Source organism: Lentilactobacillus senioris DSM 24302 = JCM 17472 (assembly GCF_001436555.1).
GTDB classification, from domain to species: Bacteria; Bacillota; Bacilli; order Lactobacillales; family Lactobacillaceae; genus Lentilactobacillus; species Lentilactobacillus senioris.
Window position 1 is genome coordinate 51,737 of record NZ_AYZR01000004.1, and the last position, 25,214, is coordinate 76,950.

The window sequence follows — 25,214 nt, forward strand, 5'->3', positions numbered from 1 at the left end:
TTTTCACTACAAATTATTTCTCTGGTAATTCGGTAGCGGAATCCGGGGTAACAACCACTGGTTCTTCCGATTCCACTACTGGCTTTTCTTCTTCCATAGTTTCTTTAGGTGGATTATCCTTAGGCTTAGGTTGACTAACATTAACTAGTACCTTTCCTAAGGTGGTCCCTTTAGCCACTAATTGCAAGGCATCATTGATATGATCTAAGTCAAATTCGTGAGGATCAATTATTGGATTAAAGCCCTCTCTTTGAATGCGCTTAGTAATTTCACGAAGCCGTTTACCATCTGAGCGGACAAATAAAAACCGGTAACGCGCATTCTGTTCCTTAGCTAACCGATCATACTTAGCACCCATCACTGAGAATAATACTCGCTTATCGGGCCGCATTCCGTGTTCCACTGCAAAATTTTCGTTAGGATTCATCCGCAGACTAACGATTTGCCCACCAGCTTTAACCACTGCTAATTCATGGCGAAATTCACTGCTTCCTATCGTATCAATAATCATGTCAGATTTAGGAGCTACTTCCCAATAATTTTCTTCAGCCATGTCAATAAATTGAGTTACCCCGGCTGCTAACAGTGGTTCTTTTAATCGACTATCTCCAGCTACGTTAACTTCTACACCTAACCGTTTAGCCAACGGTAATACCAAATTAATCAAGCCATCATTACCTAAAGGCATGAACAGCTTTTGCCCTGCTTGAGCACTCATTTCTTCCATAACCGCTTGCACTGCAGTCATAGCATCTAATGGTACTGTGGCAGCGTGTTGGAAAGTAACGTTAGCCGGCATTGGAGCTAAATCGCGCTCATTAATTACCACGTATTCAGCAAAGGAACCCAACCGGTTCATCGGCAATAATCCGTAAACGTTATCCCCCTTTTTAAAGTCAGTAACCTGCTGTCCCACTTTTTCTACCACTCCAGAAAACTCATTTCCTAGTTTAAGTGGCATTGGGAATTTTTGAATCAACTTGAATTGGCCCGTCATGTCCATCACATCTAACGGATTGACACCGGCACAAACTACCTTCACTAGAATTTCATTAAGACGTAAAGCTGGGATGTCAACATCAACAATGTTGGCTTTAATACGGTGAGTGTAACGTTTAATTTGAGCGGCTTTCATAGTATTTCTCCTGTTTTTAATCTATGAATCATTATACCGTATTTATCGAACCTGATATTTAAAGAATTACCAACATTTGACTTTTATTGCCCTCAGAATATACTTAGCTTTAAAAATAAAACTTACCAAAGGAGCGCTTATGCACGCAGAAATTATTGGAATTGGCACAGAAATCTTGCTGGGACAAATTGTAGATACTAACTCTGCGTACCTAGCTCGGGGATTAGCTGATTTAGGAATTGAAGTTTACTATCACACCATTGTGGGTGATAATGCCAACCGGTTAACCCAAGCCCTAGATCTAGCAGCCACTCGAAGTGACCTGATTGTTATGAGTGGCGGCTTAGGTCCCACCGCTGATGATTTAACTAAGCAAACTGTCGCTAAATTTTTACATACTGATTTAATCGCTGATCCCCTCACAATGACCAAATTAGATCAATACTACCAACAATCACAGATTGAACCATTACCTAACAACCAACAAATGGCTATGTACTTAGATCATTCCACTAAATTACTCAATGATGTGGGCTATGCCGTCGGCAGTTTTTACCAGCAAACTGATGGACCCGACGTTTTAGTATTACCAGGCCCCCCTAAGGAAATGAGTTGGATGTTTGATCATTACGCCATTCCTGCTTTGAAAGCCGCCTATCACCGTGATGAATTTTTAATTTCAAGGGTGTTGCGTTTCACCGAAATTGGAGAATCCGAATTAGTTACTAAAATCGATGATTTGATTGCTAACCAAACTAATCCCACTGTAGCTCCCTATATTAAACCTAACGAAGTTACTCTTCGATTGACCGCCAAAGCTGCCAATGAAGTAATAGCCAACCAACTGTTAGATGCTCTAGAAAGCCAGATTCAACAACGGGTAGGGGCCTATTTTTACGGATATGGTGACGACAATTCTCTACCTAACGAGGTTGTCCAAAAATTAATTAAGCGAGATATTTCCATTACCGCCGCAGAAAGTTTAACAGCTGGGTTATTCCAAAGCACCCTGGCTACCATTCCCGGAGTCTCCGCCATTTTTCCAGGTGGCTTTGTCACTTATGCCAACGAAGCCAAAGAACAATTATTGGCCATTCCGACTAACGTTATCGAAACTAACGGAGTTGTCAGTGAAGCAACTGCCATCTGGATGGCTGAACAAGCTCGAAAACAAATGAATACTGATATCGCTGTTTCATTTACTGGAGCAGCAGGTCCTGATCCATTAGAAGGTCAACCTGCTGGGACGGTCTGGATTGGATTAGCGGTCAAGGATCAGCCAACTATCGCTCAACTGTTTCATTTACCAGGTAATCGAAATACTGTGCGAGAACGTTCTGTTCTCCGGGCATTTAACCTCATTCGCCAACACATTTTATAACAATAAAAAACACCGCCAATGGCGGTGTTTTTTTGATCTCCTGCAGGATGAAACTTATTCGTTACCCTTCTTCTCCACTAGGACTGTGGAGACCTAGCATCCTTCTTACTCCCATATAAATATTAATAATATAGAAAGCAGCGATAGCTAGGATGAAAAAGATTGCGGTAGTTGATGGAGTATCAACCCAAGCAACCCACGACCCAATGGCATAAATCTGAGCCGTATTCATTAACCACATGAGCCCTACTGTAAGTGCCACCGGAATCACGTGGAGCAATAGTGCCATTTTTGAGTTAGCTACTACTTCCTTATTTTTCCGGCCGGCGATCCAGGTAATGATTGGAAAGATAATTGGTAAGAAGAAAATACTTAAATAGCTCAAACCAGAAACAATATCAGCGTTATTACCCTTGTTCATCTTGGATGGACTTGCGTTAATTGCCATTGTTCTCTCCCCTTTCAAATGCCGTTCACAACAACCTACAGACAACATGTTTATATAAGTCATTATATGGGACCCCCTAGTAAGGGTCAATTTTAAAGATTAGGCGCTAACATCACTAGACATTTAATAATTTGCCTAAGAAATCCTGTGCCCGTTCGGTTTGTGGATTAGCAAAAAAAGCTTCCGGACTACCCGTTTCTTGTACGTAACCATCGGCCATAAACCAAATCTGGTCGGCCACCGATTTAGCAAAACCCATTTCGTGAGTAACCACCACCATTGTCATACCGTTATTGGCTAAATCCTTCATTACACTTAGTACTTCGCCCACCATTTCGGGATCTAATGCGGAAGTGGGTTCGTCAAACAACATTACTTCCGGATTCATTGCTAATGCCCTAGCAATTGCTACCCGTTGCTTTTGGCCACCTGACAAACTATCCGGAAACTGGTTCGCGAACTCTAGCATCCCTACTTGGGCCAATTGAGTTTTGGCGATCTCATCGGCTTCTGCATCGCTCAGTCCTTTGACTTTCATCAGAGCTAACTTAACGTTTTCTAACGTATTCATATTCGCAAACAAATTGAAACTTTGAAATACCATCCCCATTTTTTCACGTAGCTGATCGAGGTCTTTTTCTGCTAATCCGTTTAGTTGTTGACCTTCAAAGCTTACCGTTCCGCTGGTTGGTGTTTCAAGTAAATTCAAACAACGTAAAAAGGTACTCTTCCCACTTCCAGAAGGTCCAATCACTACAATCACTTGGCCTTGATCCACATGTTCGGTGATTCCTTTAAGGACTTCTTTTTTGCCGTAGTTTTTAGTTAAATCATCAACTGCAATCATCGTTTTAGTCATGTTGCATCCCCTTTTCAAAGTGATTCAAAATCCGTGACGCCGTGAACGTTAAGATGAAGTAAATTACCATAATAACGAAAATGGGCGCTACTCCTCGATACGTGTCGGAACGGACAATGTTGGACTGGTAAATTAATTCGGTCACCCCAATGATGGACACGATCGAACTATCCTTAATCAAGGTAATAAATTCATTTCCTAAAGAAGGCCAAATATTTTTCACCGCTTGCGGTAAAACCACGTAGCGCATCGTTTTAGCGCTGGATAATCCTAAACTTCTAGCCGCTTCGGTTTGGCCTGGATCCACGGAGTTAATTCCACCCCGGATATATTCAGCAACGTAGGCTCCCGAGTTTAAGGAAATCGCGATGATCCCAGATAATAGTGCTGGAATATTCACTAGCACTCCTAACCCAAAGTACACAAACATTACTTGGACCATCATCGGTGTGCCCCGAATAAATTCCACGTAAGCAGTTGCTAGCCAACGAATAAGATCCTTAAACCAGTTGCCACGCAATCTTCTCAACAGCGCCAAAATGACTCCAATAATGAATCCGAAAAAGACAGAACAAACGGTAATAATTAAGGTGTATTCCACCCCAATGGCAAATGCCTTCCAGTAGTGCCACATCGAAGTATTTACCGTGTTAGTTTTCATGTACTTACCAGCCGCTGGCAAGTACTCTTTTTTGATTAAATTAGCTTTTTTAATTTTGGCGATCGACTTATTAGCTGCCGCCACTAAAGTGTTATCCCCTTTGGGAAAAGCAATGGCTGAGCTGGTAGCTGATGAACTCAGGTCAAAGTGACTAGGAACGGCCACTAAGGATTTATTGTTGGCCACGTAGGCTTCTGCGGTCGGCTTCTCCATCGCCACCCCGTTAACCTTATGACTTTGCAACGCCAAAACCAAATCAGCTGCTGAAGTCATCCCTTTAACCTTCACATCCTTAATTTGTTTCTGGGATTCTACGTATTGCGTCGTTCCGGTTTGAGCACCCACGGTTTTGCCTTCAAAGGAATTCTTATCTTTGTACCGCCAACTATCAGTCTTATTGACCAAAATAGAGTAACCACCCTGGTAATAAACGTCAGAAAAGCTGACGTTTTTTCTTCTGGCCGGGGTGGGATTCATTCCTGAAATTACCATGTCGACTTTTCCAGTTTGCAAACCGGTTAACAGTGAGTCAAATGACATTTTTTTAATCACTAACTTCACTCCTAAATCCTTAGCAATCTGCTTAGCAATTTCGACATCCATGCCGACAATTTTAGTCTTGCCGTTTTCAGTCGCTTCAAATTCATATGGCGGATAATCCGGCGACGTCCCCATTACAATTTCTCCCTTTTGCTTAACTTGGGCTAAGGAGTCATCTGCGTATACAGACTGAACTTGAAACGTCAGCCCTGCTATTAGAATTGTTACTAATCCTAATAGCCAACCAATTCTCTTTTTCATAAGCTTTCCTCATTTCGTTAACTGATGAATTGAGTATAAAGCTTTATGATTATTTATGCAATATATTTTTATAAAAAGCCATTTTTATGCATAAATAATAAAACGCCCCTGAAAACATGCATGAAAAAAGCTTTGACAAGTTTAACCTTATCAAAGCTTTTTAATCTAATTAATTTCCATACTTTCGGTTTGATAGTTCTGTGGATCTTGAACGATCCGGGTTGCTATTTGGGCAATTTGATGGCGGACCTCTTCTGGACTAGCCACGTCTAACGGTAACCAATCCGGTCGTAAAATTGTATAATTCAAGCCAGAATTTTCTACTGTATCATTAATTGCCACTTCATTGCTAATTTCTCGAGGTAAAACTAGAATTAACCGTTCTACCTTAGCTTGTTTCATTTGATTAATAATAGTTTCTACTGCTTGATTATTACCATTAACTGCCAGGAACACAATATCTTGCTCCCGCATGGCACTAGCTAATAATGGCTCATCACTAATTTCACCAGTAACTACCTTTTCTCTCATTTCGTTGGTAACATCTTCTAAATTCAAGTTTTGATCAAATAGTGTGATTTCAGCTTCTAATTCAGCTAATACGTTTGCTGCTACCGCTTGCTGCAAAGACCCCTTAGCACCAATAATTAATAGTTTTGTCATCTCTTAACCCCCATTAATTTTAACTATCTTTATTTAAGCCTAATAATTGGTTTCAACGCAAGCGATTCGTCTTGAGATGACCTTTTTCCCACTAAAAAAGTTGAATACCTAAGTATCCAACTCTTAATTATTATTTAATTGCTAACCGGTCCCTAAAGATTGGCAACAAGATTAAAGCTACCAATACTCCTGCTCCCGCTTGAAATAAGTTCGGAATAATTCCGGCTAGCCCTGCAGCAGGAGAATACAAGAACGTATCCACCAGCCAGTACCCAACTACCATCAACAGTGCACTAGCAACTACAATTAAAAATCTAACGTATTTATTTTCAAAGTGAAGGGCAGAACCAGCCACCAAACCTTCTAGTCCGTGGATAATCAACGAAAAAAACATGTATTGTCCGTAACCAGCAAACAGGTCTAGCAAAAAGCCACTAAGGCCCCCAACCGCTGCTCCCCATTTAGTGCCCATGAGAAGAGCGGCCACGATAATTAAACCATCGCTAAGATTTAAATAACCATTAGTCATCGGGACCGGGATCACAAATACCCGACTGACCACCACATTAACAGCGATTAAAACCGCAGCGATTATCATTTGTCGAAGTTCTGATCGTTGTTTTACCATTATTTCAAATTAGCCTCAGTAAAATCATACTTAGCTCGTTGTCCACCTACTAGCTTAGGCCGTGAAGTCAATGCCACTACATGGGCGCCACCAATTTTAGTTTCAGTCAAGCGAACTGGGACTTGAACAAATCGCACGTGCATCCCAATTTCTGTTCCACCAATATCAATTCCGCCATCGGCAACAATGTGTTCTACTTCAACTGGATCATTCATGGCTTGCCAGCCGGCAACAGAAGTAGCCCCTCCGGCGTGTAAGGCAGGAACTACCGTCACTTGTTCAAAATTATGTTTTGTGGCTGTTGAACGTTCCATTAAAAGTGACCGATTAATGTGTTCACAACCTTGAATAGCTAAATCAAAATCGTATTTTTGGGCATATTCATTGAGGGTGTTAAACACTACTTCACCAACTTGCAGACTGGAATCGGTCGCCATCCAGTGACCCCGAATCATACTAGTACTGCAACCTACCACAAACAAACCTCCCTTAGGAAAGTTTACTAATTCAAAGTAATTGTCCATTACTCGTCTAATATCTGCTTGAATATCTGCTAATTCCATTATTCACTGCTCCTTATTTTTCACCGTTTGTAATTACCCGTAATACATTCACTAGGTCAAGACCGGAGTCATAGTCCGATTCTAACGTAGCGTTCATCGCTAATTGTAAAGTATTCATAGTTTGTTGGACTGAATCTGCTAAAGTTGATCCACGACCTAGATAACCAGTTAAAATCGCCGCAAAAGCATCTCCAGCACCACTAAAATGGCGAGGTAAGTATTTAACAAAGTAAGATTGTAGCTTACCGTCAGCTAACCAAAAACTACCTATTTGATTTTTGCGCTTAACCCCAGTCACAATGATTTGCTTAGGGTTCGGCAACTTTTGGTTTAACGTTTGAAGGGCCCGCTGCAAATACTCATTATCCACGACCGTTAGATTCACGCCGCTCAAAATTTCTAATTCGGTTAAATTAGGCGTTAAGACCGTCCCCAACTCTAACAATGAACTTAAGGCCGACACATAATTCGTGTCCAGTCCCGGATAAAGCTTCCCATGATCTCCTAACACCGGGTCCAAAACCACTTCCATTGGCTGCCAGGTAGTTAAAAGTTGCTGAACAGCCGTCAACGCAGCCACGTTACCCACGTAACCAATCAATGCCTGATCAAACCGCAAATCAGTAATTTCCTGCCATTGTTGATTGGTCTGTTCTAGCCAACTGGCTGTCTGCAACTTAGCTGGCTCTCCTAATCCTTCGGTTTGCGCCGACAAAACTACCGTAGGCAACGGCACTGGTCGTTGGCCAAAAGCTGCCAAAATCGGAAGAGCTTCCGTCATTGAAATATTACCAACTGCCGACAAATCCTCAGCTATAAGAGTTGTTATTTGTTTTGCCATTTAAGATCCTTTCAAACACTCGCTAACTTTTTCACCAACTGGTAATATTATAGCTCATTTAACTAGCTTAGTGATAGTAATTCCAGGGATAATTCCTTTAAGGAATATTTGTGAAAAGTATACTTAATTTGTCATAGCTACTTTGAAAATGACTTTAATTTGAATAGTACCCCATTTATCTTTATAATGTAATGGTCGCTGTAACATTTAGTCAAGCATCTAAAGGAGATGACCTCCATGAATAATATAGAACAAGCATTAACAGATTTAAAAGCTGGTAAACTAATCGTGGTCGCTGACGACCCAGATCGAGAAGGCGAAGGAGATTTATTAGGGGTCGCAGAATACGCCACCCCAGAGACAGTAAATACCATGATCACCTTAGCCCGTGGCTTGGTTTGTGTACCAATGACTGAAGAATGGGCTGAGCGCCAAGGGCTAGACCGAATGACGGACGTCAACAATGATGCATTTGGGACTCCCTTCTTAGTCAGCGCTGATGCTAGAACTACCAGTACTGGAATTTCTGCCTTTGATCGGGCAGACACCATCAAGCAAATGGCTGATCCTAAATCTACCTTTGCTGATTTTTATCATCCTGGCCACGTATTCCCATTACATGCCGCAGTTGGTGGACTTAAGGAACGAGATGGTCACACCGAAGCTGGCGTTGCCTTAGCGGAATTAACCAGTGATAGTCCAGTTGCTTATATTTGTGAAATTATCAAACCTGATGGTCACATGGCCAAGGGGCAAGAATTAGTGGATTTCTCCGATGAACATGGCTTTACCATGATCACTATCGATGATTTAATTGCTTATCTTAATCAGCAAAACTAAAAAAGATTTCCCACCAGTAAATGGTGGGAAATCTTTTTTAGTTTAATTAGCCTCGTTATCAACAGCTTTAGCTTGAATACCATCATTGGCAACAAACTTATTCAAAAAGATCACTGACTGATCAAAAACTTGATCAAGGTAGCCTTTGGCATGTTTGGTTCCACTAATGAAGTGACTTTCAGAAGGAACTTGAACCTTATTCAATGCTTCTAACATTGTAGTAACTCCGGTAGTAGGAACAAATTCATTTAGGGAGTTTGCCATAAAAATAGGTCCGGTTTTTGCATCCACTCTGTGGTAAGGAGTTGCTTTTTGCCATAATTGGGGATCATTATTACCGTTGAAATAATTCATCACGAACCACTTATAAAACGAGTCATTAGCCCCATTTTGATTTATCTCAGAGCTGGCACCGTTAAAGTTTTGGCGGGCATCTTGTTTAGCCACTACATCTGAATGATTAGATAACCAGCTATCAATATCTAAAATCCCCGAAAGAGAAACCGCGGGCATTCCGTACTTGATAGCCAGCTCAACACTCATGTTTCCCCCTACGGAAGATCCTACTGCTCCTATCTTGTTAGCATCATAACTTAGCTGATCAGCATGATCACGAACCCAAGCAACTACATTATCCATGTCAGTTAATGGATCGGGATAATAACCTTGTGGAGTAATGCGATAGTTAGGAACTACCACAAAATAACCTTCACCAACTAATCTAGTGGCCCAGTCAGAATCTTTACTCTTATCGCCTCTAAACCAGCCACCACCATGAATATCAATTAAAACCCCTTTGTTGGTAATACTTGGATCCCAATAATAGTCTAATGCTAGTTCATTTTTATCATCATAAACCACATCAAGTTTACTTTGAACAGTCATATAAATCTCCCCCTTTAAATAACTAATCTCAAATCAATCATAATATAACGCTGAATTTTATTTGCAACAAACGTTTTGCTCACATTGATGATCAGCAAGCACTGAACCCGAAATTTTTACATTGTTAGTCCTTTCTAAGTACATCTAGGTAAAGTCCATCCAATTAAACATAAAGTACATATTTCACAAAAAAATTAAATTATACATATTATCGAATTTAATCAGCTTAAAACATTCTAATTAAGGCACATTTACTCATGATTTTTAAGCAATTATCTTGTGCAATCCATAACATCTCATCAAGAAATCGTTTACAAATAAAAATAAAAATAGTATACTTATCGCATCAGTTAGTTGGAATTAACAACCAACTAACCCAATAAAGCAATTATTGTTCTATAGTTTTTATTTTTTCCAGGAAAGGATGTTAGTTTATGGCAGAAAATGTCAAAGCAACAGGCATTTCATCGCAAACTCATTCCGATGAATTCGCCAAACTTAGTATGTTTGAAAAAATTTCTTATGGCGCTGGAGATCTTGCTCAAAACTTGATTTTCGGTACCATCGGTTCCATGCTATTATTCTATTTAACTACGGTTGATGGAATTTCAGCCGCTGTTGGCGCTACCATTTTCTTAGTTGTTCGTTGGGTTAACGTTTTCTGGGATCCATTTGTTGGAGCCTGGATCGATAAACGCAACCCTAAATCAGGTAAATACCGGCCTTATTTACTTTGGTTTGGAATTCCATTAACTGTTTTATCAGCAATGTTATTCTTACCAATTCCAGCTGTTCACGGTAATGTTTTGTATGCTTTCCTATCTTACTTAGCAACAGCTATGGTTTACTCACTAGTAAACATCCCTTATGGTTCATTGAATGCATCAATGACTCGGGATAGTGATGAAATTTCTAGTTTGACTACTGTTCGGATGACTGAAGCCAATATTGGTAACTTAATGGTTTATACTTTCTTACCACTATTTATTCAATTAGTTTCACCTGACAAAGTCACTAAAGATATCGGTTTGTTCGGAATTCACTTAGACCTTGGTAATTATGCTTCTCGTGCTGCCGGTCCCGCCTACTTTAAAGTTATGAGTATCTACATGATTATCGGTTTCTGTTTATTAATGCTTACTTACTTCGGCGTTAAAGAACGAGTAGTTGCTACTAAAGAAGAAACTGAAAACGTTAAATACTCTGATTTAATCACAGAATTTAAGCGTAACCGTCCTCTTCGAATTTTAGGTTTGTTCTTCTTAATTGGATTTACCTTTATGTTCTTTGGTAACACCGTTTGGGCATTCTACACCCAATACAACATTGGCCATGCCGAATGGATGGGTTCAATTGGTTTAATTGGTTCTATTCCTGGTATCTTCTTAGTTTTCTTATGGCCTAAACTTAAAAAAGTTTTCGGTAAAAAAGGCTTCTTCTACTTCTTCTTGGCTCTCTTCATCGTTGGTAGTTTAATTCTTTGGGTTTGGAGTTTCCCACAATTTAAGAACTCTATTGCTTTAGGTTACATTGGTCGTTTCATTCAACAATGGGGGATCACTTCTGCTACTGGTTACATGTGGTCAATGGTTCCTGAAGTTGTTACTTACGGCGAATACACCTCTCACCGTCGTTCAGCTGCCTTAATTAACTCCTTAATGGGCTTATTCTTCAAGATTGGTTTAGCACTTGGTGGAATTATCCCCGGTTATATCAATGCTGCAGTTGGTTTCGACGGTAACAAAGCAACCCAAAGTGCCGGTGCTTTAAACGGGATCGTTATTTCCATGATCTGGTTACCAATTGCATTAGCATTAGTTGGCATGTGGGTAATGAGTCGTTACCCATTAACAGATGCTGACGTTAATAAAATGAACCATGAACTAGCAGCTCAACGGCAAAAACAAAATCTTTAAAGTTAAAAAGAAAGGATCATTATCTCATGAAAATCAAAAACCCTGTTTTACCCGGATTCAATGCAGACCCTAGTATTATTCGCGTAGATGATACTTATTACATCGCTAACTCGACCTTTGAATGGTTCCCCGGTGTTCGTCTCCATGAATCAAAAGATTTGGTTCACTGGAATGAACTCCCTTCTCCACTTGCAGATGTTGATATGTTAGACATGAAAGGCAATCCTGCTTCTGGCGGAATCTGGGCTCCAGATCTATCTTACGCAGATGGTAAGTTCTGGTTAATCTTTACCGATGTTAAGGTTACTGAAGGACCTTTTAAAGATATGCACAACTACGTTACTACTGCCAAAGATATTCATGGTCCTTGGACTAAGCCCGTACTATTAAACGGTGTTGGTTTTGATGAGTCCCTATTCCACGATGATGATGGTCGTAAATACATCGTGCAACAAACTTGGGATCATCGCGAATACAAGCATCCATTTGACGGTATTACTTTAACTGAAATTGATCCTAATACCCTAGAAGTGATGCCAGAAACCGCTCGGACAATTTATGATGGCACCGACGTTAAATTAGTCGAAGGACCTCATTTGTACAAGATCAACGGTGAATACTATCTCTTTGCTGCTCAAGGTGGAACTGTTTGGACTCACCAAGAAGTAGTGGCTCGTTCTAAAACTTTAGACGCTCACTCATTTACTACTGAACCTGGTGACCCATTCATTACTAACTTTGATACTCCTGATTCATACATCCAAAAACAGGGTCACGGTGCTTTAGTTTCTACCCCAGGTGGCGAATGGTACTACGCTTCCCTCTCTGCTCGTCCTTGGCATCATGAAACTGAATCAGCAACTGACCCTCGCGGTTGGAGTCCATTAGGCCGTGAAACTTCCATTCAAAAAGTGGAATGGGATGATGAAGGCTGGCCTCGCATCGTTGGTGGTCATGGTGGTGAAACATTTGTAGATGCCCCTAAAGATGCCATCCTAACTGAAGCTCCTAAAGATCATTCCTTCCATGATGACTTTACTGGTAAACTAGATACTACTAACTGGAACACCTTACGAATTCCATTTACTGATCACATGGGTTCCACTGGTGATGGTAGTCTGAAATTAATTGGACACGATTCGTTAAGCAGTACGTTTGACGTTTCTATGATCGCTATGCGGTGGCAAGCATTTAACTTTGACGCATCAGTTAAAGTTAAATTCAATCCATTTAGTTACCAACAAATGGCTGGTCTTACTAACTTCTACAACGATAAACATTATTCTTGGATCTTTATTACCTGGAACGAAGAAAAAGGCCACGTCATCGAAGTTGCCCAAAACGACAATAACAATTACACTTCCTTCTTGAAGGATGACGCCATTCAAATTCCAGAGGGAACTGAATCAGTTTGGTTCAGAACTAAGGTTAGAAAACAATTCTATACTTACGAATACTCATTCGATGGTCAAGAATGGCATGAAGTTCCGGTTAAATTGGACGCCAAAATCCTTTCAGATGAATATGTTCTTTCCACTTATGGTGGATTTTTCACAGGTGCGTTCGTTGGTTTAGCAGCTGTTGATTACTCTGGGTATAATTCTACTGCTGAATTTAACAACTTTGATTACACCGAATTACCTGATCCAGATGAACCTAAAGAATAATTCTATACAGTGATATAGATTCAAAAAAATAGGGCCTCAACACAATGTGTTGAGGCCCTATTAATTTATAACTAATTAATCTTCTACTACCGTGTAAGGGTGTTTTTTATCGTAACGGTATTCTAATGCCCAGTAGATAGTTACGTACAAGAAGCAAAGCATTGGAACGATAAATGAGAATTGCATTGAGCCAGTGATGTCAGATACCCAACCTTGGATAGCTGGAACAATAGCCCCACCAACGATAGCCATAACCACGAAAGCTCCGGCAGTTTCGTTGTACTTCTTTTCAGTAACAGTATCTAAAGCATGGGAGTAAATCGTTGGCCATTGAGGACCAAAGAAGAAACTAGCAGCGATAGCCATGATAACTGAAGTCATATTTGGAATACTCATAGTTAAAATCAATGCGATGGTTCCAAATACTGAGTAGATTGCAAGAACCCGGGTAATTGAGAAACGACCCATTAAGAAGTTAGCAACCACTTTACCAACAAACCAAGCAATGTAACTGTAAATCATGAAGGTAGAAGCAGCACTATCAGTCAAATGATCGCCCATCTTCAAAGCTAGACGAATGGTAAATGACCAGACAGTAGTTTGCATACCAACATAAACAAATTGAGCTGCAACGGCTTTTCTAAACCGAGCATTTTTAACTAAGTAGCGGAAAGTTTCACCCAATGAAGGCTTTTCTTCTTCCACTCCATCACTAGAAGTATTAGTAGCTTTAGCAGCTGGCATTGGAGTCAATGCCAAGATGATCAACATTACAACCAAAACAATCAAAATGTACTTGTATGGTCGCAAGGTAAGTTGCAACATCTTTTCACCGTAGGCAAGTCGTGCTGCACCATGCATGTTAGCCATCTTTTCAGATAGATTTCCAACGGTACCAAAGATCAAGTACTTACCTAAGACGATTCCTAAAATATCCCCTAAAGGTACCAAAGTTCCAGCAAAGTTAATTCGGAAGTTAGCGGACTTCTTAGGTCCAAGCATTGAACTGTAAGTTTCAGCAGAAGTTTCCAAGAAACTAAGTCCAATCGCAATGGCGAAGATGGCAGCTAAGAACATTCCGTACGTGGCCACTTGAGAAGCTGGGAAGAACAAGCCACAACCTACGATGTAGGCAATCAAACCAATCATAATGGCAAACTTGTAACTCATCTTCTTGATAACAATTGATGCAGGGATGGCGATTAAGAAGTAACCACCGTAAAAGGCACTTTGAACAAAGGCAGTAGCAGCATCGTTTAACATGAACACCGTCTTAAATTGAGTGATCAAAATATCGTTCAATGAAGCTGCGGCTCCCCACAATGGGAACATCAAACAAACCAAGATAAATTGAAAAATTGGGGTTTTATTCAAATAACCGTCGGATAATTGAATCCAACCGTGCTTTGATTCGACTTCTTTTGCTTGCAAATTATTTTCCTCCTTAATTAAAATGTAACTCCGCTTTCTAAAATAATGTTTGAGTAAGGTGTCATTTCACCAGTTCGTACGAAAGCATGGGTCTTGCTAAGATCTTTTTTAAGTTGACTATGTGGGACAAAGGTAATGTCCACATCAGGTAAAACTTCTTTAATAGCAGCTAATTGTTCTGGGTTTTGATCCTTGATTTCATCTGCCAAGTAAATGTGTTGAACTTCCATTTCAGCTAATACGTTTTTCAAAACGTCCATAAAGCTAGGAAGTTGCTTAGTAAGAGCAAGATCAATTTTCTTGGTACCTGCAGGAACTGGCATTCCAGCATCACCGATTGAAAGCCAATCCATGTGGCCCATTCCGGCAATCACTGTTGATAGTTCTGAGTTAATCACAGTAGTTTTTTTCATAATTGTTTCTCCTCATTCAACTAGGTTATACGTTTTAGTAAACCTTTTTACTTTTAAAGCAAAAAAATAAACTTGATAGTTTATTTTTTAGTAAAACGGTTAAGCGACAAAAATATAATATCATCACATGCAAACGATTGCAATAACATTTTTAAATTTCACTAAATATTCTTAGATCATATTCCATTTAAATCCAACTCCCATACCGTTTTCTTATTAAATTATTACTTGTGATATTATCAATAATGGAATCGATTGCAATAACCGTAGTAATAGTGTTTATTCCTAAATACACATGTTAATTCTGCGATTAAATTCACTTTATAAATAAGTATTATTTTTCACAATCTCCGCTAATTTTAATTACTCAATTAGTTAGCGTATAATAAGCGCTGGTAATTAATCTTAATTTTTATAGGAGAATAAAATGATTCAACCAATTGTAACTAATCCCCTGCAATTAACCAGCAAAGCTCAACCTGCTACGATTGCTGATCACCAAATTATTATCGACCTAAAAGATACTTTAGCAGCCCACAAGGAACACTGTGTTGGAATGGCAGCTAACATGATTGGTCAAAATAAGCATATTATCATTGCTGAAATTGGTGCTTTCCCATTAATTATGGTGAATCCCATCATTACCAAACATCAAGAAGCTTACTCAACCAGTGAAGGTTGCCTCTCTTTAAGTGGCGAGCGACCAACTACCCGTTATCAAGCCATTACCGTTAAATACCAAACCGAACAATTTCAACCAAAAACTCAGCAATTTACCGGCTTTGTCGCCGAAATCATCCAACATGAAATCGATCATTGTGAAGGGATTTTAATCTAACTTCAATTTAGTATCTTTTCAACGTCAATTAACAATTCAGAATAATTGCTTTTCCCCGTCAAAAGTTGGATAAATAGTGTAAAAGGATTTCATGAACGGGGGAAGTCATGACTGAAAAAAATAAAACATTATTTGCCATTATTGCAACTGGATTGCTTAGTTTTTTAGGAACTAATTTATTAACCGGGTTAAATATAGCTATGCCCGTAATCCTAAAAACCTATGATATTGGAACTGATTTAGGACAGTTAGTTAATAGTGCCTACTCTTTGATTGTGGGAATTTGCATCCTCATGTCACCATACCTTTTGAAGCGTTTTGCTACTTCTCAGTTATTTCGTAGCTCTATAGCAATTTTTACAGTGGGACTTTTAATTAGTGGACTGGCTTCCAACTTCGCTATTTTACTTACGGGACGGGTCATCCAAGGCATAGCTGCCGGCCTTTCCGTTCCCTTAATGTTCAACATCATTATCGACAAGGTTCCCAAGAATCAGCGAGGAACCTTCATCGGTGTTGGAACGCTATTGTTAACCATGGGACCTGCTTTAGGTCCCCTTTATGGTAGCTTAGTTCTTCACTTCTTTAACCTACCATGGCTATTTCTTTTAATGCTGATCGTGGTATTTATCAGCCTGGCGTTAGGATTTAAGACGGTAGAGCCTTTGACTAAGCCCCAGCCGATCAAGCTAGATTGGGGTGGCCTGATTCTAATTACCATTATTTTAAGTTGCTTAACATTTGGTCTTTCGTTTATTAGTAGTTCAGTAATCAGCCCGGTAATTTCCATTGGTAGCCTAGTAGTAGCTGTCATCACTACCATCTGGTTTTTTAAATATTCTGCTAAACAAACTAATCCTATTTTAAACGTCACCGTTTTTCACAACCGTGACTTTAGAGACCAAAATATTTCCTTCTTCTTAAGTCAAGTTGCTCCTCCAGCTGTTGGCTTTTTATTGTCAATTTATGTTCAGACAGTAGACCACAATTCTGCTATGGTAGCTGCTTTAATCTTATTACCCGGTTCATTATTGTCAGCGTTAATTTCTCCAGCTAGCGGTACCTTATTAGATAAATTAGGTGCTAAAAAGACAATTGGACTAGGAACGATTTTGTTAACGCTAGGATTAGCATTATTTGTCGTTAGTACCGCCCATCACTTAGGCATTTGGGAAGCGGTTGTTATTTACTTTATCTTCATGTCAGGAATTGGGCTAACCACTGGTAATCTTCAAACTAGTGGAATTAGTTTGTTGACTAATCAGCAGCAAAGTGATGGTGATGCGTTCTTCAACGCATCTCAGCAATATTCTGGATCAGTAGGTACTGCTCTTTCCGGGACCGTGCTTGCTGCCTACCAAACTGGTAAGGTCGGTAATAGTTTAGTTGCAGGAACGGCAACTGGTACCCAAATATCATTCTTATTATTTTTAATATTGGCACTAATTAGTGATTTTCTTTTATTTAAGGTTTTTCGGTCCCAAAAATAGACATAAAAAAACGATAGCATTCACCATAATTTGGTAAGTGCTATCGTTTTTTTTATTTTTTAAGTCGTTTGCTTTGACTTGAATAAAAGATCAACGCTACTCCTCCGAAGAAGATTGGACCAATGATAGTCCAAAATGCGGTTGTGTAGTCATGTTGTAAGATTGGCTCCACGGCAGTAAAAATAATTCCTAAGGACAAAATGATTAAAATGAAGGCAACAATGATATTAGTCCAGGTTTTATTTTTAAAAGCCACAAATGGGCGTTCAATATTTTGTTTGCTTTTAAAGAATGGAAAAGCTGCAATTAAAAATAGGTACGGCACAGAAGTAGAAATATTTCCCATATCAGTTAAGATCAAATAGAATTTTTGGGCTCCAGAACCACCAAAGGAAATCAATAGGACAATCACTGAAACAATCGCTGCTTGAATCCACATTGCATATGCTGGCATACCGTTTTTATTCAGCTTAGTCATTTTTTCTGGCCAAAGTTCTTTAGGTGAACCCATGATAAATGATTTCAATGGAGAATAAGTCAAAATGAAGAAAGAACCGAAGTACCCCAAGAACATACTCAAACCGGTAAACCGAGCTAGTAGAGAACCTAGCATCACAGACGTTGCATGAGAAAGGCCTAAACTATGACCAAAGAACAGGCCTAAGTTATTCATCAAAACATAAGTGATGTTACCTAAGTTTACGTCGTCGCCACCAATAACTTTGCTCCAGTTGGTACTAATCCCCCAAAGAAAAATACAAAGAGAGTAGAACACCGTAACAAACAAGGTAGCAATTAGAATTCCCTTAGGAAAGTTCTTTTCTGGCTTGTCGAGATCATCCACGATCCCCCCCATGGATTCCATCCCGCCATAAGCAAAGATAGCATACACTACAAAAGAGAAAACTGCGATCGGTGATTGAAAACCAACATTTGGTGACTTAATGAAGCTCACTGCCCCGTGAATTGGCTCTTGTAATTGACCATGATTGGCAAATAATAAAATTACAGAAGCTACCACGAAAATACCAGTTAAAATCATTACGAAGGTCCCACCAATGGACCCAACTCTGGCAATCGAATCAATCCCTTTACTACTGAAGAAGGTGATTGCAATCATCCAAATCAACGCTAAAATCCCAACCGTTTGAATTGGGGTCAAGCCCATAAAATGCCAAGTCTGAGTTTTATCAGAACCGGTTAATAACGTAGTTAGCGGAATCCAAACCTTAGAAGAGGTAGAAACTAACCAAATTACCCAGCTAGATAACCAGATAAAAGTTCCTACAAAGGCAGTTTTTTCACCAACTGATTCGGATAACCATGAATAAAAACCACCATGATCATCCTTAAACGCGGAGCCATACTCGGCGAACATTAGTCCTGATGGTAAAAAGAACACAATTGCCGCAAATATGTACCAGATAATGCTGGCATAACCCATCTGGGCAAATGCCACCGTTGTATTAGCAAATCCATAAATCGTAGAAAAAATCATTAAAATTAAGCCGGTCAGAGAAATCTTCGACTGTACCTTCATTATCATCGCATCCTTTTTCTCTTAGTTATTAAAAAATTATAACGGTTAATGTTTTTTTATGCAATGGCTATTGAAAAACGTTAATTTTTATACATTTGAAAAGATAAGTAAGTTAATTTTTCCCCGTTTAAAATCTTCCAGCGCTAAAATGGAGACAAATTCTGTTTTGATAAAGTTAGGGGAGATTACTTGTTTGCAAATCTAATCAAGGCGACTCTAGCCTTTTTGGCAACTGACATGGACGACCTCTTTTTACTAGTTACCTTCTTAATGGTCGCCGTCAGTGAAGCCGCTGATAAAAAACGTCAGGACATCATTAAAGTTTTTATTGGTCAGATACTGGGATTTATCGTCATTGTTTTATTAGCCGATTTAGGCGGCTTAGGCGTCAGAATGCTATCCAAAGATTTCATTGCTGGTTTAGGTGCGATCCCCTTATTTATGGGGTTTGAAATTTTTTGGACTGAGCGGCATGCTCGCCGAGAACACCAAAAGAAAAGTATCAACCAACATGTAGTTTCAGTGGGATTTGTTTTCATCACTATCTTAGCAGATGGCGGCGATAATTTAGGGGTCTACATACCATTCTTTTCTACCTTAAATAACACTGATTTAATCCTAGTGAACCTCTACCTCGTATTCTTAATCTGCTTATGGTGCGGATTAGGTCTATGGTTCACCCACTTCAAGGATTTTGAAACTTTCTTCCATAAATACGGAGAAAATACTACAGCTATAATTTTAATCGTTTTAGGGGCGGCATTAATTTACCAAGGACTAAATTAATATAACTTTGCCAAAGAAGGTAGAAGATTTATTCTTCTACCTTCTTTTTAATTATGCAGTTTGTAAAATATGTGCCTGTGCTGCCGCCAAACGAGCAACAGGTACCCTAAATGGCGAACAGGAAACATAGGTTACTCCGATTTTTTCGAAGAAATTAATTGAAGTTGGATCGCCACCAACTTCTCCACAGACTCCAATTGGTAGGTCTGGTTTAGTTAAGCGTCCCCTATTAACAGCCATTTTCATAAGCTCGCCGACCCCTTCAACATCAATGGTCTGAAATGGATCTGCCGGTAAGATTCCTTTCTTAATGTACTCTGGCAAAAATGACCCTACATCATCTCTGGAATAACCAAATGTCAATTGCGTTAAGTCATTAGTTCCAAAACTAAAGAAATCAGATTCTCGAGCTACTTGATTTGCAGTAACACATGCTCGAGGCATTTCCATCATGGTTCCCACGGTGTAGTCGATAGTGATCTCTTTATCAGCTAACATCTCAGTTATTTGATCGGTAACTAGTTTGCGAACCCATCCCATTTCGGTTTGCGAATCAGTTAGCGGAATCATAATATGGGGATGAACAATCTGACCTTCATCAGATAACCGTAGTACAGCGGTCATGATGGCTTTAACCTGCATTTGATAAATATCAGGGAAGGTTATTGCTAATCGGTCACCTCGATGCCCCAGCATCGGATTAATTTCTTTTAACGAGTCAATTCGTTCAGTTAAGTAATCCACAGATACATTGATTTGTTCTGCTACTTCTTGAATTTCAGCCATATCATGTGGTAAAAATTCGTGAAGCGGTGGATCAAGTAATCGGATAGTTACCTCTTTATCACCAGCCAACTTGTAAAGCTCATAGAAGTCTGCCTGTTGCATCTCTAGTAAGTGCGATAAAGGTTCTGCGCGTTGTTCAGCCGTTCTAGCCAAAATAACTCGGCGCATTTGCAATAATCGTTCCGGCTTGAAAAACATATGCTCTGTCCGGGTCAAACCAATTCCGTCGGCATCAAATTCCAACGCCTTTTGAAAATCTCTGGGAGTATCAGCGTTGGTATACACACCTAGTTTAGCAAATTTCTTCGCCCATTCTAACAATACCGATAAATCCCCTTTAATGGTGGCTGGGGTAGTTTCAATTGGTCCTAAGTACAAATTACCCGTAGTCCCATCAACAGACAACCAATCCCCCTCTTCAATCAATTGGTCCCCTACATTAGCTTGCTTTTTAGCGTAATTGACATTTAATTCACTTGCTCCAACAACTCCGGTCGCCCCCATTCCCCGAGCAACCACGGCCGCATGGGAAGTCATTCCACCTCGTGACGTTACAATCGCCTGGCTAACAATCATTCCTTCAATATCTTCTGGGGAAGTATCCTGACGCACTAAAATTACTCGATGACCTTCATCGCTAGCCTGCTTAGCGGTTGCTGCAGTGAAGTATACCTGTCCGGTAGCAGCCCCAGGAGAAGCTGGTAAACCAGTAGTTAAAACTGGATGTTCAGCCATTGTCTCCGCATCAAATTCTGGGTGCAGTAATGCGGTTAATGATTCCGGCTTAACTTTTAAGATGGCTTCTTGTTTGCTCAATAGCCCCTCATTAACCAAATCAATTGCGATTTTAACGGCCGCAGCTGGCGTTCGTTTACCGTCCCGAGCTTGTAATAAAAACATCTTTCCGTGTTCAATGGTAAATTCTAAATCTTGCATATCATGATAATGTTGCTCTAAGGTTTTCGCAATATCTTGGAGTTGATCGTATAATTGTGGCACTTCCGTGGCTAACACTTCAACTGATTGTGGAGTTCTAATTCCCGCTACCACATCTTCACCTTGGGCATTTTGTAAATACTCTCCAAACAACTTATTCTCCCCAGTGGCTGGATTTCTAGTAAATGCTACCCCGGTTCCACAATCTGCGCCGGCATTACCAAATACCATTTCTTGAACGTTAACCGCAGTTCCTAGGTCTTCTGAAATTTGATTTTCTCGACGGTAAATACGAGCCCGTTGATTATCCCAGGATTCAAACACCGCCCTAATGGCAGCAAGTAATTGTTCTTTCGGCTTTTGAGGAAATTCGCCTTTATCTGAATCACGGTAAATTTGCTTAAATTCGGCTACAATCGCCTTTAAATCTTCAGTTGTTAGATCCAAATCTGATTCGTAGTTTTTTTGAGTCTTAATATCCGTTAAAACCTGGTCAAAGGCATCTTCGGCAATTCCATAAACTACGTTACCAAACATAGCTAGTAATCTGCGGTAACTATCGTAAGCAAACCGTTCATTATCGGTTAATTCAGCCAATACAGCAACCGTTTTATCATTCAAACCAATATTTAAAATTGTGTCCATCATTCCGGGCATCGAAATAGCAGCCCCAGAGCGCACAGAAATTAATAAGGGGTTGTGTTCGTCCTCAAATCGTTTGCCACTAATTTCACTTAACTGTTCCAAAGCTTGGTCTACTTGGTGTAATAGCTCTTGGCCCAGTTGGTGATTGACTTGGTAATCATGGCAAGCAGTCGTGGTCAGGGTAAATCCTTGAGGGACTGGCAAACCTAATCCGGTCATTTCGGCCAAATTAGCCCCTTTACCACCTAATAAATCGCGCATGTTCATATTTCCTTCAGCAAAATTATAAACTAGTTGAGTCATAATATCCTTCTTTCTGGAAAATAATACATTACAATTATTATTTACAATGTAACTTATCTTCTAAAATAATGCAAACGTTTTCTAAAGTTAAAAATAAAAAACAAGCTACTAAAGCGCTAAACACCTTGGTAACTTGTTTTTTATTTAAAGACTTATTTTAATTTATGAATCAGCCTGACCATTTTCAATAAAGTGTTGGAAAATGCGGTTTTTAGTAATTTTACCAATCACGGACCGACTTCCCGACTTATCAACAACCGGTAGAGAATCAACTTCATGGGTTAACAACAAACGGCCTGCTTCTAGGATGGTAGTTTGCGGCGTTACCATCACGATATTAGGCATTCTGGTCATAACTACTCCAGCTGGAACCACCTTAGGGTCATCGCTAGTAAACGTAGCCCGCAAAAGATCTTTTCTTGAAATCAATCCTACCAGTTCTGAATCGTCATCCACCACGTACAAAGAACCAACATCTTCAATAAATAACTTAGTAATCGCAGCTTGCATACTAGTATCTTCACTAATTTTAGTGGCTGGTAAGAGGATATCTTCAATTGGCAGATCGTATAGTTCATTGTAGTTCAACCGGTTAGCTGGATTTCCCTGGTAAATGTAACCTACTTTGGGCCGAGCAGCCAAAATTTCCACCGCTGTTAATAATCTTAAATCAGCTCTGATAGTTGGGACACTTAATCCTAGACTTTCACCAATTTTTTCCCCCGTCATTGGACTATTTGCCTTTAGCATTTCAATAATCTTTTTTTGTCGCTCCGTAAATTCCATTCCGCTCTCCCGTGTTTTAAATCGATTAATAATACGTTATGTTTAATTTTAAGTATATCATTAATTAATGATTTTGCTTCAAGTACCTCATTAAGTCCCCAAACGAATAGGCCCGACTCCACAAGACCATTTTCCTTTGTCCGTTTTGTAGTTCATAAGCTGAAGTTTCCACCCGCACAGCCTCTTGCACTAATTTTTCACCTGGTTTTGCTACCTCTACATTAGTCGACATTGTATGAAATTTCCCATCAAACTGGTACTTATGTTTCAGCAGCGTTAATAGCCAAGAGTTAGTTAACTCACTTCGATAGATTTGCGGATAACGTAGATACGGCAGATAAACCGAATCAAAAAAGACGGCTTGACCATCAAAAGTAGTAACATACTTGATCTCATAGATATAATCATCATCATTAATTTTTAGTTTTTTCCGGATACTTTGTAGGCTATCATCCACAATTAACCGAAACGACGCTAATTTAACCTCGGCCTGACCTCCCATTTCCTTAATTGCTTCATAAACATTAAAGTAATGCATTCCGCCTACTTCGTGTTCGCGTTTTTTAACGAAGGAGCCTTTTCCCTGAAAAGTTTCGATATAACCACTAGTTTCTAAGTCCTTTAATGCTCGCCGAATAGTAATCCGACTCATTTGATAATCTCTATGTAGTTTGCTTTCCGAAGGCAACTTAGTGCCTGGTAAAAGGACCTTAGACTCTATTAATTTAATAATAGTATTTTCTAATTTTTGATATAGCGGAATTCGAATAGTCATATTCCTTCACCTGTCTTATGAGTATAACCAGTTTTTTTACTAATTGTTATTTTACCTTAAAGTACTTATTAAATGGGCATTTATGCACTTATCATATTCCCCAAATTAACGTTAATTTTTTTGACCATTTCCACTGTTAGCTATACATTTAACGGGTAATTTAGTAAATATGTAGGGAGGAGCTTTTTAAATGGTTGTTAAAAAAATTGCAATTGAGGAACATTTTTCCACACCAGAAAATAGTAAACTCTGGAATGACTCTGGCGAGGCAGATCGCAATGGTAAAAGTTATACTGATTTTATCGTAGATCGGTTGTGGGATGATAACAAGGCTTATCAAGATGAATTAAATCGGTTAGGCATAGTTCACACCGTAATGTCATTAACTTCTCCTGGGGTTCAAGGAATCGATGACCCTAAAACTGCAGTGGATTTAGCTCATAGTAGTAATCAAGATGCCTATGACCACTATGTAAAATCCAATCCAAAGCAATTTAGTATGTTTGCCGCAGTTGCTTTACAAGATCCCAACGAAGCTGCTAAGGAAGCTGAACATGCTGTAAAGGATTTGGGTGCTAAGGGAATTTTGATTAACGGTTACACCAATATGGGTGATGTTAACACTCCTATGTACTTAGATGATCCTAAAGTGGATGTTTTCTGGCAAAAGATCAGTGAATTGGATGTTCCAGTTTACTTGCATCCTAGAGAACCAATGCCAGCTTCTACTCAAATTTATCAAGGCTATCCAGAATTAATCGGTTCTGCTTGGGGCTTCACTCAAGAAACCGCGGTTCATGCAATTCGTTTGATTATGAGTGGCTTGTTCGATCGTTACCCTAACCTCACCGTTGTCTTAGGCCACTTAGGTGAAGGGCTCTCCCAAACTTTGCCTAGAACTGAACATCGCTTGTTCCGGCAACGAAATGGTGAAGTGAACGCCAAAAACGTTAAACCACTCACCTCATACTTGCACACTAATTTCATGTGCACTACTTCCGGCCACTATGACACCGACGCACTGGAAAGTGCCATCGAAGCATTTGGCCCTGATCGAGTAATGTTTTCAGTAGATTATCCATATGAAAATAACTCTGACGCTGCTAACTGGTTTGACCAACTAAGTCTGCCAGAAGATATCAAGCAACAAATTGCTTATGATAATGCGGCTCGCTTGCTTCACATTAAATAATAGCA

At 39.6% G+C, this 25,214-nt stretch carries 23 protein-coding genes; 8 read left to right on the forward strand and 15 right to left on the reverse strand.

The window, feature by feature from the left end:
- Positions 1–13: 13 nt before the first annotated feature.
- Positions 14–1,135: an NADP-dependent oxidoreductase gene (locus tag FC56_RS00575; RefSeq protein ID WP_056977283.1), complete on the reverse strand. Its 1,122-nt coding sequence runs from the start codon at positions 1,133–1,135 to the stop codon at positions 14–16.
- Between the two features lie 139 nt (positions 1,136–1,274).
- On the opposite strand from FC56_RS00575, the gene FC56_RS00580 reads away from it, so the two are divergent.
- On the forward strand, positions 1,275–2,516 hold the full coding sequence (locus FC56_RS00580) for a competence/damage-inducible protein A (protein WP_056977285.1): 1,242 nt from the start codon (positions 1,275–1,277) through the stop codon (positions 2,514–2,516).
- Positions 2,517–2,577: 61 nt separating this feature from the next.
- Here the strand turns inward: FC56_RS00580 and FC56_RS00585 are convergent, their stop codons facing one another.
- The 7 genes from FC56_RS00585 to FC56_RS00615 form a co-directional block, all read right to left on the reverse strand.
- A complete protein-coding gene (locus tag FC56_RS00585) occupies positions 2,578–2,964 on the reverse strand; it encodes a hypothetical protein (protein WP_054671101.1) in 387 nt (128 codons plus the stop codon).
- A gap of 115 nt (positions 2,965–3,079) precedes the next feature.
- Positions 3,080–3,823, reverse strand: a complete 744-nt coding sequence (locus FC56_RS00590) for an amino acid ABC transporter ATP-binding protein (RefSeq protein WP_056977287.1) — start codon at positions 3,821–3,823, stop codon at positions 3,080–3,082.
- Positions 3,816–5,285 carry an ABC transporter substrate-binding protein/permease gene (locus FC56_RS00595; RefSeq protein WP_056977289.1) on the reverse strand — a complete coding sequence of 490 codons (1,470 nt, stop codon included), beginning with the start codon at positions 5,283–5,285 and terminating at the stop codon, positions 3,816–3,818. Before FC56_RS00595 ends, FC56_RS00590 begins: the two co-directional genes overlap by 8 nt.
- Positions 5,286–5,450: 165 nt before the next feature.
- Positions 5,451–5,948: an NAD(P)H-binding protein gene (locus tag FC56_RS00600; RefSeq protein WP_054671110.1), complete on the reverse strand. Its 498-nt coding sequence runs from the start codon at positions 5,946–5,948 to the stop codon at positions 5,451–5,453.
- A 130-nt stretch (positions 5,949–6,078) separates the two neighbouring features.
- Positions 6,079–6,576, reverse strand: coding sequence for an ECF transporter S component (locus FC56_RS00605; protein WP_056977291.1), 498 nt, complete (start codon positions 6,574–6,576; stop codon positions 6,079–6,081).
- Positions 6,576–7,139 carry a TIGR01440 family protein gene (locus FC56_RS00610; protein ID WP_056977293.1) on the reverse strand — a complete coding sequence of 188 codons (564 nt, stop codon included), beginning with the start codon at positions 7,137–7,139 and terminating at the stop codon, positions 6,576–6,578. Before FC56_RS00610 ends, FC56_RS00605 begins: the two co-directional genes overlap by 1 nt.
- A gap of 13 nt (positions 7,140–7,152) precedes the next feature.
- On the reverse strand, positions 7,153–7,980 hold the full coding sequence (locus FC56_RS00615) for a PfkB family carbohydrate kinase (protein ID WP_056977295.1): 828 nt from the start codon (positions 7,978–7,980) through the stop codon (positions 7,153–7,155).
- A 237-nt stretch (positions 7,981–8,217) separates the two neighbouring features.
- Between FC56_RS00615 and ribB the strand changes: the two genes are divergently transcribed.
- On the forward strand, positions 8,218–8,820 hold the full coding sequence (gene ribB / locus FC56_RS00620; RefSeq protein ID WP_056977297.1) for a 3,4-dihydroxy-2-butanone-4-phosphate synthase: 603 nt from the start codon (positions 8,218–8,220) through the stop codon (positions 8,818–8,820).
- A gap of 42 nt (positions 8,821–8,862) precedes the next feature.
- Here ribB and FC56_RS00625 read toward each other — a convergent pair whose 3' ends face one another.
- On the reverse strand, positions 8,863–9,705 hold the full coding sequence (locus FC56_RS00625; protein WP_056977299.1) for an alpha/beta hydrolase: 843 nt from the start codon (positions 9,703–9,705) through the stop codon (positions 8,863–8,865).
- Between the two features lie 434 nt (positions 9,706–10,139).
- On the opposite strand from FC56_RS00625, the gene FC56_RS00630 reads away from it, so the two are divergent.
- Together FC56_RS00630 and FC56_RS00635 are read left to right on the forward strand one after the other, a co-directional pair.
- The gene (locus FC56_RS00630; RefSeq protein ID WP_056977301.1) at positions 10,140–11,621 is read left to right on the forward strand and encodes an MFS transporter; all 1,482 of its coding nucleotides are present in this window, start codon (positions 10,140–10,142) and stop codon (positions 11,619–11,621) included.
- 26 nt (positions 11,622–11,647) lie between these two features.
- Positions 11,648–13,288 (forward strand): glycoside hydrolase family 43 protein, encoded by a 1,641-nt coding sequence (locus FC56_RS00635; RefSeq protein WP_056977303.1) that lies wholly within the window; start codon positions 11,648–11,650, stop codon positions 13,286–13,288.
- Between the two features lie 75 nt (positions 13,289–13,363).
- Here FC56_RS00635 and fucP read toward each other — a convergent pair whose 3' ends face one another.
- On the reverse strand, positions 13,364–14,719 hold the full coding sequence (fucP, locus tag FC56_RS00640; protein WP_056977305.1) for an L-fucose:H+ symporter permease: 1,356 nt from the start codon (positions 14,717–14,719) through the stop codon (positions 13,364–13,366).
- 17 nt (positions 14,720–14,736) lie between these two features.
- Positions 14,737–15,132, reverse strand: a complete 396-nt coding sequence (gene rbsD, locus FC56_RS00645; RefSeq protein WP_054671125.1) for a D-ribose pyranase — start codon at positions 15,130–15,132, stop codon at positions 14,737–14,739.
- A 427-nt stretch (positions 15,133–15,559) separates the two neighbouring features.
- On the opposite strand from rbsD, the gene FC56_RS00650 reads away from it, so the two are divergent.
- Together FC56_RS00650 and FC56_RS00655 are read left to right on the forward strand one after the other, a co-directional pair.
- Complete coding sequence (locus FC56_RS00650) at positions 15,560–15,970, forward strand: peptide deformylase (RefSeq protein ID WP_056977307.1); 411 nt, start codon at positions 15,560–15,562, stop codon at positions 15,968–15,970.
- Positions 15,971–16,077: 107 nt separating this feature from the next.
- Positions 16,078–17,460: an MFS transporter gene (locus FC56_RS00655; RefSeq protein WP_056977309.1), complete on the forward strand. Its 1,383-nt coding sequence runs from the start codon at positions 16,078–16,080 to the stop codon at positions 17,458–17,460.
- Between the two features lie 52 nt (positions 17,461–17,512).
- Here the strand turns inward: FC56_RS00655 and yjeM are convergent, their stop codons facing one another.
- Complete coding sequence (gene yjeM, locus FC56_RS00660) at positions 17,513–19,000, reverse strand: glutamate/gamma-aminobutyrate family transporter YjeM (protein WP_056977311.1); 1,488 nt, start codon at positions 18,998–19,000, stop codon at positions 17,513–17,515.
- Between the two features lie 189 nt (positions 19,001–19,189).
- Here yjeM and FC56_RS00665 point away from each other — a divergent pair, with 189 nt between their 5' ends.
- On the forward strand, positions 19,190–19,786 hold the full coding sequence (locus tag FC56_RS00665) for a cadmium resistance transporter (protein ID WP_056977313.1): 597 nt from the start codon (positions 19,190–19,192) through the stop codon (positions 19,784–19,786).
- A 51-nt stretch (positions 19,787–19,837) separates the two neighbouring features.
- Here the strand turns inward: FC56_RS00665 and ppdK are convergent, their stop codons facing one another.
- The 3 genes from ppdK to FC56_RS00680 form a co-directional block, all read right to left on the reverse strand.
- On the reverse strand, positions 19,838–22,456 hold the full coding sequence (gene ppdK, locus FC56_RS00670; protein ID WP_056977315.1) for a pyruvate, phosphate dikinase: 2,619 nt from the start codon (positions 22,454–22,456) through the stop codon (positions 19,838–19,840).
- A gap of 162 nt (positions 22,457–22,618) precedes the next feature.
- Positions 22,619–23,242, reverse strand: coding sequence for a helix-turn-helix transcriptional regulator (locus tag FC56_RS00675; RefSeq protein ID WP_056977317.1), 624 nt, complete (start codon positions 23,240–23,242; stop codon positions 22,619–22,621).
- 64 nt (positions 23,243–23,306) lie between these two features.
- Positions 23,307–24,017 (reverse strand): GntR family transcriptional regulator, encoded by a 711-nt coding sequence (locus FC56_RS00680; RefSeq protein ID WP_056977318.1) that lies wholly within the window; start codon positions 24,015–24,017, stop codon positions 23,307–23,309.
- Positions 24,018–24,207: 190 nt separating this feature from the next.
- On the opposite strand from FC56_RS00680, the gene FC56_RS00685 reads away from it, so the two are divergent.
- The gene (locus tag FC56_RS00685; protein ID WP_056977320.1) at positions 24,208–25,209 is read left to right on the forward strand and encodes an amidohydrolase family protein; all 1,002 of its coding nucleotides are present in this window, start codon (positions 24,208–24,210) and stop codon (positions 25,207–25,209) included.
- The last annotated feature ends 5 nt before the right edge of the window (positions 25,210–25,214 follow it).